At 65.1% G+C, this 16,594-nt stretch carries 14 protein-coding genes; 10 read left to right on the top strand and 4 right to left on the bottom strand.

Features of this window, described 5'->3' with window-relative positions:
• Window positions 1-9: 9 nt before the first annotated feature.
• The 3 genes from IM733_RS11500 to bkdR all read right to left on the bottom strand — a co-directional run bounded on the left by IM733_RS11500 (window position 10) and on the right by bkdR (window position 3,429).
• Entirely contained in the window at window positions 10-1,329 is a 1,320-nt protein-coding gene (locus tag IM733_RS11500; RefSeq protein WP_248920940.1) for an MFS transporter, read from the bottom strand.
• Between the two features lie 130 nt (window positions 1,330-1,459).
• Entirely contained in the window at window positions 1,460-2,701 is a 1,242-nt protein-coding gene (locus IM733_RS11505; RefSeq protein WP_248921162.1) for a glutamine synthetase family protein, read from the bottom strand.
• Between the two features lie 239 nt (window positions 2,702-2,940).
• Window positions 2,941-3,429 (bottom strand): Bkd operon transcriptional regulator BkdR, encoded by a 489-nt coding sequence (gene bkdR / locus IM733_RS11510; protein ID WP_011534944.1) that lies wholly within the window; start codon window positions 3,427-3,429, stop codon window positions 2,941-2,943.
• A 197-nt stretch (window positions 3,430-3,626) separates the two neighbouring features.
• Between bkdR and IM733_RS11515 the strand changes: the two genes are divergently transcribed.
• The 5 genes from IM733_RS11515 (at window position 3,627) to IM733_RS11535 (ending at window position 9,370) form a co-directional block, all read left to right on the top strand.
• Window positions 3,627-4,859, top strand: a complete 1,233-nt coding sequence (locus tag IM733_RS11515) for a 3-methyl-2-oxobutanoate dehydrogenase (2-methylpropanoyl-transferring) subunit alpha (RefSeq protein WP_248920941.1) — start codon at window positions 3,627-3,629, stop codon at window positions 4,857-4,859.
• A gap of 1 nt (window position 4,860) precedes the next feature.
• The gene (locus IM733_RS11520) at window positions 4,861-5,919 is read left to right on the top strand and encodes an alpha-ketoacid dehydrogenase subunit beta (RefSeq protein ID WP_240064298.1); all 1,059 of its coding nucleotides are present in this window, start codon (window positions 4,861-4,863) and stop codon (window positions 5,917-5,919) included.
• Window positions 5,920-7,188 carry a dihydrolipoamide acetyltransferase family protein gene (locus IM733_RS11525; RefSeq protein WP_248920942.1) on the top strand — a complete coding sequence of 423 codons (1,269 nt, stop codon included), beginning with the start codon at window positions 5,920-5,922 and terminating at the stop codon, window positions 7,186-7,188. It abuts the gene before it with no gap.
• Window positions 7,189-7,190: 2 nt separating this feature from the next.
• Entirely contained in the window at window positions 7,191-8,570 is a 1,380-nt protein-coding gene (gene lpdA / locus IM733_RS11530; protein WP_248920943.1) for a dihydrolipoyl dehydrogenase, read from the top strand.
• A 248-nt stretch (window positions 8,571-8,818) separates the two neighbouring features.
• Entirely contained in the window at window positions 8,819-9,370 is a 552-nt protein-coding gene (locus IM733_RS11535; RefSeq protein ID WP_248920944.1) for a hypothetical protein, read from the top strand.
• Window positions 9,371-9,426: 56 nt separating this feature from the next.
• Here IM733_RS11535 and IM733_RS11540 read toward each other — a convergent pair whose 3' ends face one another.
• Window positions 9,427-10,842, bottom strand: coding sequence for a PLP-dependent aminotransferase family protein (locus IM733_RS11540; RefSeq protein WP_248920945.1), 1,416 nt, complete (start codon window positions 10,840-10,842; stop codon window positions 9,427-9,429).
• Window positions 10,843-11,161: 319 nt separating this feature from the next.
• Here IM733_RS11540 and IM733_RS11545 point away from each other — a divergent pair, with 319 nt between their 5' ends.
• The 5 genes from IM733_RS11545 to glyA all read left to right on the top strand — a co-directional run bounded on the left by IM733_RS11545 (window position 11,162) and on the right by glyA (window position 16,576).
• Window positions 11,162-12,367: a benzoate/H(+) symporter BenE family transporter gene (locus IM733_RS11545; protein ID WP_248920946.1), complete on the top strand. Its 1,206-nt coding sequence runs from the start codon at window positions 11,162-11,164 to the stop codon at window positions 12,365-12,367.
• On the top strand, window positions 12,364-13,536 hold the full coding sequence (locus IM733_RS11550; RefSeq protein ID WP_248920947.1) for an NAD(P)/FAD-dependent oxidoreductase: 1,173 nt from the start codon (window positions 12,364-12,366) through the stop codon (window positions 13,534-13,536). The genes IM733_RS11545 and IM733_RS11550 overlap by 4 nt, the downstream gene beginning before the upstream one ends.
• A 43-nt stretch (window positions 13,537-13,579) precedes the next feature.
• Window positions 13,580-14,017 (top strand): Rid family detoxifying hydrolase, encoded by a 438-nt coding sequence (locus IM733_RS11555; protein ID WP_248920948.1) that lies wholly within the window; start codon window positions 13,580-13,582, stop codon window positions 14,015-14,017.
• A gap of 71 nt (window positions 14,018-14,088) precedes the next feature.
• Window positions 14,089-15,333, top strand: a complete 1,245-nt coding sequence (gene thrC / locus IM733_RS11560) for a threonine synthase (protein ID WP_248920949.1) — start codon at window positions 14,089-14,091, stop codon at window positions 15,331-15,333.
• A gap of 10 nt (window positions 15,334-15,343) precedes the next feature.
• Complete coding sequence (glyA, locus tag IM733_RS11565) at window positions 15,344-16,576, top strand: serine hydroxymethyltransferase (RefSeq protein WP_248920950.1); 1,233 nt, start codon at window positions 15,344-15,346, stop codon at window positions 16,574-16,576.
• The last annotated feature ends 18 nt before the right edge of the window (window positions 16,577-16,594 follow it).

The raw sequence follows: 16,594 nt of genomic DNA on the forward strand, positions 1-16,594 counted from the left end.
AAGCCGCCCCTACAGATTCACCTCAGGCTTCGTCGCCCCCTTCTCATCCTCTTCGGTATCCTCTGCAGCCACCGGCGCCTGCATCACGTCCTGCACCGTCTGCTCATCGACCCGTGGATCGAGCGCCGCCGACAACGGCGAACCCGCCGCCGGCATGGCCACGTGGCCCAATGGTGCATCCTGCACCTGATGCAGCCCGGTAACCGCCTTGGGCCGGATGCGCCAGACCAGCACCAGGGCGAAGAACAGGAAGAAGGCATACAGCATCTGCGGCCCCAGCAGCTTCATCAATACACCGGCCGCCAGAGGCCCGATACAGGCCCCCACGCCATAGGTGACCAGCAGCATGGCCGTGAGCGACACCCTTCGCTCGCTCTCCACATGATCGTTTGAGAAGGCCACTGCCAGCGGATACAGGCAGAATTGCAGCAGCGAAATGACGAAACCGATGGCGAACAACAGCTCCAGCGGCACGCCTGGCAGGATCGCCAAGGGCGCCGAGGCCAGCGCCAGGCCAATGGCCGCGCCACGGATCAGCACCGCGCGGTCATAACGGTCGGACAGCCAGCCCAGCGGCCACTGCACGACCAATCCGGCAAAGATGCAGCTCCCCATGAACAAGCCGACCTGCTCGGTGGTCAGCCCCTGGGTGGCTGCATACAACGGTGCCAGACCGTAGAAAGACCCCACGATCAGGCCCGAGCCAAGTACCGTGGACAGCGATTGCGGCACCCGCTTGATGAAGAACTTCGGTTCCATCGGTGCAGGGCGTAAAGGTGCCGGGTGGATGCGCCGGGTCATGGCCACCGGCACCAGGCACAGGGCAAAGCACATGGCGACCAGCATCAGCAGTTCCGGCCCCAGCTGCGGGTGCACCACGAGGATCAGTTGCCCCAGCACCAGCCCCAGATACGAGGCGATCATGTAGCCGCTGAACACCGCGCCGCGATGCTTGGCGTCGGCCTGCTCGTTGAGCCAGCTCTCGATGACCATGTACTGGCACATCATGCCCAGGCCGACGATCATGCGCAGCCCGACCCAGGCCGGCAGCCAGTTGGTCAGACCATGCCCGAGCACCGCCGCGCCGACGATGCCGGCACAGGTGGCATAGGCACGGATATGCCCGACCCGGCCGATCAGCCGGTGCCCCACTTTGCCGCCCACGGCCAGGCCGAAGTAGTTGGCCGCCATCAGCGCACCCACCCACAGGCTGTCGACATGATCCGCGGCCAGGCGCAGCGCCAGGTAGGTGCTGAGCAGGCCCGAACCGATCAGCATCATCAGGGCGGCGAAGTACAGCGACTGAAACGGCTTCCAGATGTTTCGCATACGTCCCGTCAAGCTCCTTGATCAGGTGGCGTTGGGTTGCAGGCAAGCATAAGGGCAAATCCGTTGCGGCGCAGGCCCCCGGCGGCGAAAGTGGCCGCCGAGGGCGCATCCAGAGGGGGTCGTGTCGCGCTCAGGCCTGTGCCGCCAGCACACGCCGCTCCCAGGGCGTGATCTCGTCGAAGAAATCGCTCAGCTCCAGGGTCTTGGTGGCGATGTAGCCTTCGATGAACTCGCGTCCGAACAGTTCCCGCGCCAGGTCGCTGCGCTTCAGACGTTCCAGCGCCGCATGCAAGGTGCACGGCAGGCTCAGGTGCTCCGGCACCTCGAACTCGCCCTGGATAGCCGGAGCCGGAGTGATCTGCCGCTCGATGCCATGCAGGCCTGCGGCCAGGCTGGCGGCGATGGCCAGGTAAGGGTTGGCGTCGGCGCCCGGCAAACGGTTCTCGACCCGCCGCGCCGCCGGCGAACTGGCCGGGATGCGCAGCCCCGCCGCACGGTTGTCCTCGGACCAGCAGGCATTGTTCGGCGAGGCATAGGGGTGGCACAGGCGCTGGTACGAATTGACGTTGGGCGCGAACAGTGCGGTGAAGTCGGCCAGGCACGCCTGCAGGCCGCCGATGAAGTGATGGAAGATGTCGGTCGCCCTGCCCTGCTCGTCGCTGAACACGTTGCGGCCGGTGGCGATGTCCACCAGGCTCTGGTGGATGTGCATCGAGCTGCCGGGGGTATGCGCCAGCGGCTTGGCCATGCACACCACAGTCAGGCCATGGCGCAGCGCCACTTCCTTGAGCAGGTGCTTGAACAGGAAGGTCTGGTCGGCCAGCAGCAGCGGGTCACCGTGCAGCAGGTTGATCTCGAACTGGCTGACCCCCATTTCGTGCATGAACGTGTCGCGCGGCAGGCCCAAGGCCGCCATGCAGCGGTAGACCTCTTTGAAGAAGGGGCGCAGGCCGTTGTTTGAGCTGACGCTGAAAGCCGAATGGCCCATTTCGCGGCGGCCGTCCTTGCCCAGGGGCGGCTGGAAGGGTTGGCTCGGGTCGTTGTTCGGCGCGAAGACGAAGAACTCCAGTTCGGTGGCGACCACAGGCGCCAACCCACGCTTGGCATAACGGGCGATTACCGCCTTGAGCTGGCCACGGCTGGACAGCCCCGACGGCCTGCCATCGAGCTCCACCGCGTCGCAGATGGCCAGGGCGCGAGGCTCGTCGCTCCAAGGCAGGCGATGAATCTGGCCGGGATCCGCCACCAGCGCCAGGTCACCGTCGTCACTGCCGTAGAACCTGGCCGGCGGATAACCGCCCATGATGCACTGCAGCAGCACGCCGCGCGCCATCTGCAGGCGGCGGCCCTCAAGAAAGCCTTCGGCGGTCATCACCTTGCCGCGCGGAACGCCGTTGAGGTCCGGGGTTACACACTCGATTTCGTCGATGCCCTTCAGGTGCTCTGCCTGGTTGCGCGGGCCTTCGGTCGTCATGACGCTGTCCTTCTTGTTGTTTTCGCATGCCGGGAATGGCAACGCGCACAACATAGGCCTGGGGTGTTTAAAATATCAAGCACCCCAATTCCGTGGTGCGCCAGTTGCGGGTAAACCCGCGAAAGGGCCAGCCCAGGTTATTGCTCACGCAATGTCATGCCATTGGCCGGCAACGGCAATGCGGTCTTGTAGCGCACCTGCTTCAGGGCAAAGCTGGAGCGAATGTTCGCCACCCCCGGCAACCGCGTCAGGTAATCGAGAAACCGCTCCAGCGCCTGGATGCTCGGCAGCAACACCCGCAGCAGGTAGTCCGGGTCACCGGTCATCAGGTAACACTCCATCACCTCCGGGCGCTCGGCGATTTCCTCCTCGAAGCGGTGCAGCGACTGCTCCACCTGCTTCTCCAGGCTGACATGGATGAACACATTCACATCCAACCCCAGCACCTCGGGCGCCAGCAACGTCACCTGCTGGCGAATCACCCCCAGCTCCTCCATGGCCTTGACCCGGTTGAAACAGGGCGTGGGCGAAAGATTGACCGAACGCGCCAGCTCCGCGTTGGTGATCCGCGCGTTTTCCTGAAGGCTGTTGAGGATGCCGATATCGGTGCGATCCAGTTTGCGCATGAGACAAATTCACCTGGTTTTTGTGTTTGTACGGAATGTTTATCTGCGCCACCGAGCAAACGCAACGAACTTGAGAGAAAAATTCTCCTGCCGTCCCCCTATGATGTAAAAGACGCTGACTTGCCAGTCACAAGCCGGTACTCAGCGGCGGCCGCTTCAAAGCTCACAAAAACAACATTCGAGCGAGCGTAAAAAGCATGAACGAGTACGCCCCCCTGCGTCTGCATGTGCCCGAGCCTACAGGCCGGCCAGGCTGCCAGACCGATTTCTCCTACCTGCGCCTGAACGACGCAGGTCAAGTCCGTAAACCCCCGATCGATGTCGAACCCGCCGATACCGCCGACCTGTCCGGCAGCCTCGTTCGCGTGCTCGACGAACATGGCAACGCCGTCGGCCCCTGGGCCGAGGGCATCGACCCGCAGGTGCTGCGCCAAGGCATGCGCGCCATGCTCAAGACGCGCATCTTCGACAGCCGCATGGTGGTCGCCCAACGCCAGAAGAAGATGTCCTTCTACATGCAGAGCCTGGGCGAGGAAGCCATCGGCAGCGGCCAGGCCCTGGCCCTGAACCGCACCGACATGTGCTTCCCCACCTACCGCCAGCAGAGCATCCTGATGGCCCGCGAGGTGTCGCTGGTTGACATGATCTGCCAGCTGCTGTCCAACACCCGCGACCCACTCAAGGGCCGCCAGCTGCCGATCATGTACTCGGTGCGCGAAGCGGGCTTCTTCACCATCAGCGGCAACCTGGCCACCCAGTTCGTCCAGGCGGTCGGCTGGGCCATGGCCTCGGCGATCAAGGGCGATACGAAAATCGCCTCGGCCTGGATTGGCGACGGCGCCACCGCCGAGTCCGATTTCCACACCGCCCTGACCTTCGCCCACGTCTACCGCGCCCCAGTGATTCTCAACGTGGTCAACAACCAGTGGGCGATCTCCACATTCCAGGCCATCGCCGGGGGCGAATCGACCACCTTCGCCGGCCGTGGCGTGGGTTGCGGTATCGCCTCGCTACGGGTGGACGGCAACGACTTCATCGCGGTCTACGCCGCCTCGCGCTGGGCCGCCGAACGCGCCCGCCGCGGCCTGGGCCCGACGCTGATCGAATGGGTCACCTACCGCGCCGGCCCGCACTCGACTTCGGACGACCCATCGAAGTACCGCCCAGCCGACGACTGGAGCCACTTCCCGCTGGGCGACCCAATCGCGCGCCTCAAGCAACACCTGATCAAGGCCGGCCACTGGTCCGAGGAAGAGCACCAGGCCGTCAGCGCGGAGCTCGAGGCCGAGGTGATCAAGGCGCAGAAGGACGCCGAGCAGTTCGGCACCCTGAGCAATGGCCATATCCCCAGCGCCGCCTCGATGTTCGAGGACGTGTACAAGGAAATGCCCGACCACCTGCGCCGTCAGCGCCAGGAACTGGGGGTCTGAGATGAACGATCACAACAACAGCATCCATCTGGAAAACGCCATGTCCACCACCACCATGACCATGATCCAGGCCCTGCGCTCGGCCATGGATGTCATGCTCGAGCGCGATGACAACGTGGTGGTCTATGGCCAGGACGTTGGCTACTTCGGCGGCGTGTTCCGCTGCACCGAAGGCTTGCAGACCAAGTACGGCAAGTCCCGCGTGTTCGACGCGCCGATCTCCGAGAGCGGTATCGTCGGCACCGCCGTGGGCATGGGCGCCTACGGTCTGCGCCCGGTGGTCGAGATCCAGTTCGCCGACTACTTCTACCCCGCCTCCGACCAGATCGTCTCGGAGATGGCCCGCCTGCGCTATCGCTCGGCCGGCGAGTTCATCTCCCCGCTCACCCTGCGCATGCCCTGCGGCGGCGGCATCTACGGCGGCCAGACCCACAGCCAGAGCCCTGAGGCGATGTTCACCCAGGTCTGCGGCCTACGCACCGTGATGCCCTCGAACCCCTACGACGCCAAGGGCCTGCTGATCGCCTCGATCGAATGCGACGACCCGGTGATCTTCCTCGAGCCCAAGCGCCTGTACAACGGCCCGTTCGACGGCCACCACGACCGCCCGGTAACGCCGTGGTCCAAGCACCCGCACAGCGCGGTGCCCGATGGCTACTACAGCGTGCCGCTGGACAAGGCGGCGATCACCCGCCCCGGCAACGACGTCACCGTGCTGACCTACGGCACCACCGTGTATGTCTCGCAGGTGGCCGCCGAAGAGTCTGGCGTCGACGCCGAAGTCATCGACCTGCGCAGCCTGTGGCCACTGGACCTGGAGACCATCGTCGCATCGGTGAAAAAGACCGGCCGCTGCGTGGTCGTGCACGAGGCCACCCGCACCTGCGGTTTCGGCGCTGAACTGGTGTCGCTGGTCCAGGAGCACTGCTTCCATCACCTCGAGGCGCCGATCGAGCGCGTCACCGGTTGGGACACCCCCTACCCCCACGCACAGGAATGGGCCTACTTCCCCGGCCCTTCGCGGGTAGGCGCGGCATTGAAACGGGTCATGGAGGTCTGAATGGGCACGCACGTCATCAAGATGCCGGACATTGGCGAAGGCATCGCGCAGGTCGAGTTGGTGGAATGGTTCGTCAAGGTTGGCGATATGATCGCCGAGGACCAGGTGGTGGCCGATGTCATGACCGACAAGGCCACCGTGGAAATCCCTTCGCCGGTCAGCGGCAAGGTGCTGGCCCTGGGCGGCCAGCCAGGTGAAGTGATGGCGGTCGGCAGCGAGTTGATCCGCATCGAGGTCGAAGGCAGCGGCAACCATATCGACACGCCGCAAGCCAAGCCAGCCGAGCCGGCCCCCGCGCCAGTGAAGGCCGAAACCAAGCCCGAGGCGCGCCTCGAAACGCAGCCACAGGCAACCGCCAACCACACCGCCGCCCCCATCGTGCCGCGCGAGGCCCACGACAAACCGCTGGCCTCCCCCGCCGTGCGCAAGCGCGCCCTGGATGCCGGCATCGAGCTGCGCTATGTGCATGGCAGCGGCCCGGCCGGGCGCATCCTGCACGAAGACCTCGACGCCTTCATCAGCAAGCCGCAAACCAGCGCAGGCCAGGCGCCAGGCGGTTATGGCAAGCGCACCGACAGCGAACAGGTGCCGGTGATCGGCCTGCGCCGCAAGATCGCCCAGCGCATGCAGGATGCCAAGCGTCGTGTCGCCCACTTCAGCTACGTCGAGGAAATCGACGTCACCAACCTGGAGGCCCTGCGCCAGCAACTCAACGCCAAGCATGGTGACAGCCGCGGCAAGCTGACCCTGCTGCCATTCCTGGTCCGCGCGATGGTCGTCGCCCTGCGTGACTTCCCGCAGATCAACGCCACCTACGATGACGAAGCCCAGGTCATCACCCGCCACGGCGCGGTGCATGTGGGCATCGCCACGCAAGGTGACAACGGCCTGATGGTGCCGGTGCTGCGCCACGCCGAAGCCGGCAACCTGTGGAGCAACGCCAGCGAGATCGCCCGCGTCGCCCATGCCGCGCGCAACAACAAAGCCACCCGTGAAGAGCTGTCCGGTTCGACCATCACCCTGACCAGCCTCGGCGCACTGGGTGGCATCGTCAGCACCCCGGTGGTCAACACCCCGGAAGTGGCGATCGTCGGCGTCAACCGCATGGTCGAACGGCCGGTGGTGATCGACGGCCAGATCGTCGTGCGCAAGATGATGAACCTGTCCAGCTCGTTCGACCATCGCGTGGTCGACGGCATGGACGCCGCCCTGTTCATCCAGGCCGTGCGCGGCCTGCTGGAACAACCCGCCTGCCTGTTCGTGGAGTGATCATGCAACCGATTATCAACACCACCCTGCTGATCATCGGCGGCGGCCCCGGCGGCTACGTGGCCGCCATCCGCGCCGGGCAACTGGGCATCCCCACCGTGCTGGTCGAAGGCCAGGCGCTGGGCGGCACCTGCCTGAACATCGGCTGCATCCCCTCCAAGGCGCTGATCCATGTGGCCGAGCAGTTCCACCAGGCCAGCCGCTTCACCGAACCGTCGCCGCTGGGCATCAGCGTGGCGTCGCCGCGCCTGGACATCACCCGCAGCGTCGAGTGGAAGGACGGCATCGTCGACCGCCTCACCAGCGGCGTCGCCGCCCTGTTGAAGAAACACGGCGTGAAGGTGATCCACGGCTGGGCGAAGGTCCTCGACGGCAAGAGCGTCGAGGTCGATGGCCAACGCATCCAGTGCGAACACCTGCTGCTGGCGACGGGTTCGAGCAGCGTCGAACTGCCGATGCTACCCATCGGCGGGCCGGTCATCTCGTCCACCGAGGCCCTGGCGCCAAAGGCATTGCCCGAGCACCTGGTGGTGGTCGGTGGCGGCTACATCGGCCTGGAGCTGGGCATCGCCTACCGCAAGCTCGGCGCCAAGGTCAGCGTGGTGGAAGCGCGCGAGCGCATCCTGCCGACCTACGACGCCGAACTCACCGCACCGGTGGCGGACTCGATCAAGAAGCTCGGCATTGCGCTTTACCTGAGGCACAGCGTCGAGGGTTATACCGACGGCTGCCTGCTGGCCAGCGATGGCCAGGGTGGGCAACTGCGCCTGGAAGCTGACCAGGTACTGGTGGCCGTGGGCCGCCGCCCGCGCAGCAAAGGTTTCGGCCTGGAAAGCCTCGACCTGAAGATGAACGGCGCCGCCATCGCCATCGACGAACGCTGCCAGACCAGCATGCGCAACGTCTGGGCCATCGGCGACGTAGCCGGCGAACCGATGCTGGCGCACCGGGCCATGGCTCAGGGCGAGATGGTCGCCGAGATCATTGCCGGCAAGGCGCGGCGTTTCGAACCCAGCGCCATCGCCGCCGTGTGCTTCACCGATCCGGAAGTGGTGGTGGTCGGCCAGACCCCGGAGCAGGCCAGCCAGCAGGGCGTGGACTGCCTCGTCGCGCAATTCCCCTTCGCCGCCAACGGCCGGGCCATGAGCCTGGAGTCGAAAAGCGGTTTCGTGCGTGTGGTGGCCCGTCGTGACAACCACCTGATCCTGGGTTGGCAGGCTGTGGGCGTGGCAGTTTCGGAGCTGTCCACTGCCTTTGCTCAATCGCTGGAAATGGGCGCGCGCCTGGAAGACATCGCTGGCACCATCCACGCCCACCCGACCCTGGGCGAAGCCGTGCAGGAGGCCGCGCTGCGGGCCCTCGGCCACGCCCTGCACATCTAGACACTGAAGCGGCCCTGGCCGATTTGGCCCGCCGCGCCGCCAGGCGCCGCGGGCATTTTTTTGTTCGGCGCCCCTGCACCACATCAATGTGATTGCCGCTCGCGGCAATCCTGTGCCCCTGAAAGGCAAGCTTGTTCCCAGTGGCCGACTGGCGGAACAGACCAGGCGGCCTGTTTCACTCACCTGCCCGCACTGGCACAGCTTTTGCCCCTTTCGTCGCACAGTTTCGAACAATACAAGGAGAAGAGATGCTGATCACTCCAACCGGCCTGGGCTGGCAGCCCGCCCTGCCCCCCCAGAACCGCACCGGCAGCGACCAGGCGCCAGTCGCCTTCATGCCGTCGCTTCAGGTCGCAGCAACGGGCAACACCCTGGCGCAACAAAACAGCCAAGGTAGTGCCTCACAACAGAACGCCGAGGACAACCGCAAGGAAGCCTTCGCCAAGCTCATGGTCATGCTGCAGAACCCGGACGTTGCCGCGCGTCAGCAGGCCAGCGTTGGCAAGCAAGAGGAATCCACCGCTGTCCAGGACTTCCGCGACTACATGGCCAAGTCGCCGGAGGAGAAGATCAAGGAGAAGTTTCTCCAGGAGATGGGCTTGACGGAGGAAGAGTACAACGCGCTGCCAGCGGAACAGAAGGCGAGGATCGATGAACAGATCGCCCGACGTATCCAGGACAACGTGAAGGAGAAAGCCGAAGCCAAGCTCGAGCAGCAGGCACTGCGGGCCCAGGTTACGGGCAACCTGAACGGCGAACTGGCCACCATGCCAGTCCACGCGCGGGATGATGAAAGCTGAAAACAACCGAACGCTGAGTAACGGATAGTGGCCCGTCAACAGGCGGGCCGCACCGCTCAATAGAAACGCTTCGGGTCACCCGACTCGAGCAAGCTTGCCAACTGCGTCAGGGCAAAGCGCAATTCCTGCTGGCTGGTGGGTGACATCAGCACCACCCTCACCCCTCGCGGATCCCCACTACGCTCAACCTGGAACTGGCTGCCACTCATGACGATCACGCCATTGGCCCTGGCCAGCAAGGCGAATTCGTCGCTGCGCCACTGCTCCGGCAGGTTCAGCCAGACGTGGTAACCATGGGGTTGGCTGCGTAGCACACTCGAACCAAACACCTCGCTGGCAATCGCCTGGCGCGCGGCCGCTTCTGCCCGGTGCATGCGGATCAACTGGCTGTCGAGGCCTTCGCCGATGACATGGCTGGCCAACTGCGCGGTCAGTGGAGAAGGCATCCATACCGTGCTGCGCACCATGGAGGTCAAGCGCGACAGCAACTTCGGCGGGCTGTACAGGTAGCCGATGCGCAGGGCCGGCAGCACCGACTTGGACAGGCTGGTGAGGTAGATCGAGCGGTCCGGGGCGAAGGTGCTCAGCGGCCGGGTGCCGGCGTCAGTGGCCAGGAACCCGTAGATGTCATCGTCGAGCAGCAGGAAGTCGAACTCTTCGGCCAGCGCGGCAATCTGCGCCCGCCGGGCGTTGGACATGATCGCGGTAGTGGGGTTCTGGCAGGTCGCCACACAGACCAGCATCGCCGGTTTCTCGCGCTGGCAGATTTCCCGCAGGGCTTCGGGGATGATCCCCTCTTCGTCCATGGGTACGCCGCGCAAGCGCCGGCCAAGGCCGTGGGCCACCGAGATGATGCCCGGGTAGCACAGCGACTCGCACAACACCAAGTCACCAGCCTCGGTCAGGGCACTGATCGCTACCATCAGGCCATGCTGGGCGCCACTGGTGATGACCACCTGTTGCCACTGCGCACCCGGCAGCCAGTGGCGCAGCCACTGTGCACCGGCCTCGCGGTGCAAGGGGTGGCCGCCGTCGGGGGTGTAGTCGAGCGCCTGATCGAGATGACTGGCGTTGGCCAGTTCGACCAACGCGTTGCGCAGCCAGTACTGCAAGGTCTCGCCGTAGGGCTTGATGATCGACAGGTCGAGCTCTTCGGCTCGTGGCGAACTTGCCGTGGTGAACAAGGGCCGCTGCACGGGCTTGGCGGCGGAACGCTCGTCGGCCTTGTCGCTGATCCGGTCGAGCACATAGGTGCCACGGCCCACTTCGCCTTGCGCCAGCCCTCGGCGCGAGGCCTCGATGTAGGCACGGCTGATGGTGCCGGGGGTCACGTCCAGGGCGGCGGCCAGCTCACGCAGGGTTGGCAGGCGCTCCCCGCGCTTGAGCGTCCCGCTGGCGATGTCCCGGGCCAGCGCATCGGCGATGGACAGGTACATTGGCTGGTTGCTTTCGCTGATCTGAGGAACCCACATGAGACGGCTACCGAGTGGTAAATGATTGTATTTTGATCATATCACATGACTTGAGTCGATCCATTAAGCGATTCAAATTGTATCCAACGTGTGTGACGAGGCTCACAGGAGCGAATTTTCAGCTCTCTCAGTCCTCAAATATAACCTAGCAATTTCAATAACTTAATGAATTTCATGGTCAATCTTGCCCGTCAGTTCGGTGTTTTGTGCAGCGGTTTTAACATTGAGCCTATTGAAACAACTCAATGCATCGATATAGAGTCAATCAAGCTCGACTCAATCGAATCAATCAACCCTGACCCATCAATCCGGACGCACCATGGACACCATCAGAAAGGACTTTTCACTCTCAGCACTGGTCGCCGGCCTCATCGCGGTGATCATCTCCTACGCCGGCCCCTTGATCATCGTGTTCCAGGCTGCCCACCAGGCGCAGCTGAGCACCGAGGTCACCGCCTCGTGGATCTGGGCGATCTCCATCGGCAGCGGTCTGACCGGCTTGCTGCTGAGCTGGAAACTGCGGGTACCGGTGATCACCGCCTGGTCGACACCCGGCGCAGCCCTGCTGGTATCGATGCTGCCGACCGTATCCCTGGCACAGGCGGTGGGGGCCTATATCGTCGCCTCGCTGCTGATCACAGTGATCGCATTGAGCGGCGCTTTCGACCGCCTGATGAACCGCCTGCCCAAGGCCATCGCCGCCGCCATGCTGGCCGGCATCCTGTTCCGCTTCGGCGCCGAGCTGTTCAGCTCGATCCGCGTCCAGCCACTGCTGGTGCTGTCGATGCTGGTGGCCTATCTGGTGTTCAAGCGCCTTTCGCCGCGCTACGCGATCTTGTCGGTGCTGATCGTTGGATGCGCGCTGGCCGCCGGGCTGGGCCAACTGAACACCCAGGCCCTGGTACTGGAGATGACCGTACCGGTCTGGACAGCCCCGGAGTGGAACTGGCACGCCATCATCAACATCGGGCTGCCGCTGGCCCTGGTGTCACTTACCGGCCAGTCGGTACCTGGGATTGCCGTACTGCGCACCTCCGGCTACCAGACCCCGGCCCGCCCGATCGTATCGGTCACCGCGATCGGCTCGTTACTGATGGCGCCCTTCGCTTGCCACGGCGTCAACCTGGCAGCGATCACCGCGGCCATCTGCACCGGCCGTGAAGCCCACGAAAACCCGGACAAGCGCTACATCGCCGGGATCGCCTGCGGCGCCTTCTACCTGCTGATGGGCACCTTCGGCGCGACGCTGGCCTCGGTGTTTTCCGCGCTGCCCAGGGAGTTGATCGCCGCCCTCGCCGGCCTCGCCCTGTTCGGCGCCATCGCCACCGGCCTCGCCGGTGCAATGGCCGACGAGAAGCAGCGCGAGCCGGCCCTGATCACCTTCCTGGTCACCGCATCGGGGATGAGCTTCCTCGGCCTCGCCGCCGCCTTCTGGGGGTTGATCTTCGGCCTCGTCGCCCACTTCGCCCTGGGCTACAGCCGCCCAGGCAAGGCCAGCCAGCGCCAGGAGGCGCGCGCATCATGAGCCAGAGCTTCGACTTCGTGGTCATCGGGGGCGGCATCGCTGGCGTCTCGATCGCTTATCAACTGGCCGAACATGGTCGTGTCTGCCTACTGGAACGTGAACGCCAGCTGGCCTACCACACCACCGGGCGATCGGCGGCCATCTCCATGGAAAGCTATGGCAACCAGCATATCCGTGCATTGACCTGCGCTTCCCGGGGTTTCTTCGAAGCACCGCCGACCGGGCTGGCGAGCACACCTTTATGGTCGCCTCGCGGTGCACTGATCGTCGCCACCCATGAGCGCGAGGCACAGCTGCGCCAACGCTTCGAAGTGGTGCGCCAGCATGTGCCCGACGCACGTTGGGCAGATGCCGCCGAAGTAATGGCGCTCGCACCCTACCTGGCTCCAGGGCGCTGGAGCGCCGGCATCCATGAGCCGGGGGCCTTCGACCTCGATGTGCACGCCATCCACGGCGCCTACCTCACCGGCCTGCGCCAGCGTGGCGGCGAGGTACGCCGTGACTGCGAGCTGTTCGGCGCCCAGCACCGGGACGGGGTGTGGCGCCTGCTCTGCGGTGATGGCAGCACCTTGCACGCCCGGCTGATCGTCAATGCCGCCGGCAGCTGGGCGGACACCTGTGCCGAACGCTGCGAGGTGCCGGCGATCGGCCTGCAGGCCCTGCGCCGGACCGTGCTGGTCGTCGACCCCCATTGCGAGGTGCATGACACCCCTTACCTGGGCACCCTCGACGAAGACATCTTCATCAAGCCCGAGGCCGGTCGCCTAATCGTCTCCCCCTGTGACGAAACGCCCTCCGCGCCCTGCGACGCGCAGCCCGAGGAACTGGACCTGGCCATCACCCTCGATCGCCTGGAACAGACCACCCAGTTGCGCCCCAAGCGCATCGTCAACCGCTGGGCCGGCTTGCGCAATTTTGTCGCCGATCGCACCCCCGTGGTCGGCGCCGACCCGCAACAACCCGCCTTCGTCTGGCTCGCCGCCCTCGGCGGCTATGGCATCCAGACCGCACCGGCGCTGTCGCGCCTGTGCTGCCACAGCGCGCTGGGCCTGCCGATGCCGGCAGACCTCGCCGCACGCGGCCTCGACTACGCGCCGTTCTCCCCCGAGCGCTGCCGCACCCGGACCTTCGCCACGCGCCGCGTGACCGAGGTCGCCCAATTGCACTGATCCACCCACACAAAAACAAATGCCATCACAAGGAGTGAACACCATGCAAAGCACCGCCCACGCCAAGGCCAGCCAAACCCAGCCCTTCCTCACCGACGACAACGTCATCTATACCGACCAGGCGCCCTTCCCCCTGGGCACCTACTCCCAGGCCATCCGCGTCGGCGACACCGTGTACCTCTCAGCGCAGACACCGGTCGAGCCCAGCTCCAACGAAGTACTGGCCAAGGACTTCGAAGGCCAGTTGCGCCAGACCCTGGACAATCTCAAGGCCATGACCGAAGCCTGCGGCGGCAGCCTGGCCAATGTGGTCAAGGTCACCGCCTTCATCACCGACCTAAGCGAGTTCCCCACCCTCAACCGAGTGATGGAAGCCTACTTCAGCAAGCCCTACCCGGCCCGCACCACCGCCGGTGCCAGCGCCCTGGCCCGCGGCACCCTGGTGGCGATCGACGCGATCATGGCACTGCCACCGCGCTGACCTGCGCCTGCGGCGCCGTCATGTGGGCGGCGCCGCCTCCTCCTTCTCCCTCTTCTGCGCGAGGACACGCAATGGACCGTCTTTGCAGGCCCTTCGTTTTGCAATGCATCACCTGCGGCACCCGCTACGCGCCCTACCAAGTCGAATACTTCTGCCCTCATTGCCGTACCGATGGCGCCCTCGACACCCTCTACGACTATGACGCCGTGCGCCGGGAATGCGACCGCGACAGGCTGGCGACCCAGGCCGGGCTGGGCATGTGGCGCTACCGCGCGCTGCTGCCGCTGGGCAGCGAGCGCTATGTGCCACGGCTGCTGGTCGGCAGCACACCCCTGTACGAACGGCCTGGGCTGCTCGAGCCCGGTTCGGGCATGAAAGTCTGGGTCAAGGACGAGTCCCGCCAGCCCACCGGCTCGCTGAAGGACCGCGCCAGCGCCCTGGCGGTGGCCCTGGCCCTGGAAAGCGGTGCCAGCACCGTCGCGGTGGCGAGCACTGGCAACGCCGCGTCCGCACTCGCCGGCATGAGCGCCGAGCGTGGCCTGCGCAATGTGATCTTCATCCCCCGCACCACCCCGCGGGAAAAGCTGGCCCAGATGATCGGCTATGGCGCCGAGGTGATCCTGGTCGACGGCGCCTACGACGAAGCCTTCGAACAATGCCGCAACGCTTGCGAAAGCAATGGCTGGTACAACCGCACCACTGGCATCAACTCGTACATGACCGAAGGCAAGAAGACCGTCGCCTTCGAGATCTGCGAACAACTGGGCTGGCAAGTGCCCGACCTGGTCTTCGTGCCGGTCGGCAACGGCTGCATCCTCGGCGCGGTGCACAAAGGCTTCCAGGATTTGCTCAAGCTTGGTTGGATCGAGCGCATGCCACGGCTGATGGGCGTGCAGGCACGGGAAAGCAACTTCATGTACCGCGCCTGGGCCAGCGACACCCCCCTCGACCAGGTGGAAAGACGCCTACCAGCGAGCCTGGCAAGCAGCATCAACGTAGCCTTCCCCCGCGACCGCCTCAAGGCATTGCGTGCGGTACGCGACAGCGAAGGCGCATTCCTCTGCGTCGACGACAGCGCAATCGTCCAAGCCGCCTCACGCCTGGCGGCTCGCACCGGGATTTTCCCCGAGGCCGGTGCCGCCAGCAGCTATGCCGGCCTGCTGCAGTACGCCGAACAACACCCCGGCAGCCAAGAAAGCGCCGTACTGCTGATTACCGGCAGCGGCCTGAAAGACACCTCGATCTACCTGCCCTCCAGCCCCACCTCCTCCCCTGCGGCTGCCTGGCAAACCCCAGCAGCCGCCATTGCCTCATGAAGGGAACGCCATGAACCTGGAAACCTGTGACGCCAACATCGCCCGACTGATTTCCCGCGAACGCTTCCGCCAGGAAATCCACATAGAACTGATCGCCTCGGAGAACTACGTAAGCCCCGCAGTGCTCGAGGCCCAAGGCTCGGTGCTGACCAACAAATATGCCGAAGGCTACCCCGGCCGCCGATACTACGGCGGCTGCCAGGTGGTCGACGAGATCGAGTCGCTGGCCATCGAGCGCGCCTGCGCGCTGTTCGGCGCCGAGTACGCCAACGTCCAACCCCACTCTGGCTCCCAGGCCAACCAGGCGGCGATGCTGGCACTGCTGCAACCGGGAGACACCCTGCTCGGCATGGCCCTGGCCGACGGCGGCCACCTCACCCACGGGGCCAAGGTGAACTTCTCCGGCAAGTGGTTCAATGCCGTGACCTACGGCGTCAACTCCGAGAGCGAAACGCTCGACTACGAACAACTTGAGCGCCTGGCACGCACGCACCGCCCGAAATTGATCATCGCCGGGGCGTCGGCCTATGCGCGACACATCGACTTTGCCCGTTTCCGCGCCCTGTGCGACGAAGTCGGTGCCTACCTGATGGTCGACATGGCCCACTATGCCGGCCTGGTCGCCGCTGGGCTCTACCCGTCACCAGTGCCCTACGCCGACATCGTCACCTCCACCACCCACAAGACCCTGCGCGGGCCGCGTGGCGGGCTGATCCTGGCCCGTCAGGCGCATGCCGCCGCGCTCGACAAGGCGATCTTCCCGATGTACCAGGGCGGCCCGCTGATGCATGCGATCGCCGCCAAGGCCGTGGCTTTCCATGAAGCCAATACGGAGGACTTCCGCCGCTATCAGGCACAAGTGATCGAGAATGCCAGGGGCATGGCACAGGTGCTCACCGAGCGTGGCCTGCGTATTGTCTCCGGCGGTACCGACAGCCATATGTTCCTGGTCGACCTGCAACCCCTTGGGCTAGACGGCAAGGCCGCCGAGGCACTGCTGGAAAGCGCGCGCATCACCCTGAACAAGAACGCCATTCCCAACGACCCACAGGCGCCGACGATTACCAGCGGCATCCGCATCGGCACCCCGGCGATCACCACCCGAGGCATGGGGCTCGAGCAGGCCAAGTTGCTTGCACAACTGATCGCCAACCTGCTGCATGCGCCGGACGACACCGAAGTGCACAGCGAGGTGTGCCGCCAGGTGGACCGGTTGTGCGAGGCGTATCCCGTGTATCGCTGAAATCCGACAGCAGCCGAC

It is taken from the genome of Pseudomonas entomophila, from assembly GCF_023277925.1.
GTDB classification, from domain to species: Bacteria; Pseudomonadota; Gammaproteobacteria; order Pseudomonadales; family Pseudomonadaceae; genus Aquipseudomonas; species Aquipseudomonas entomophila_D.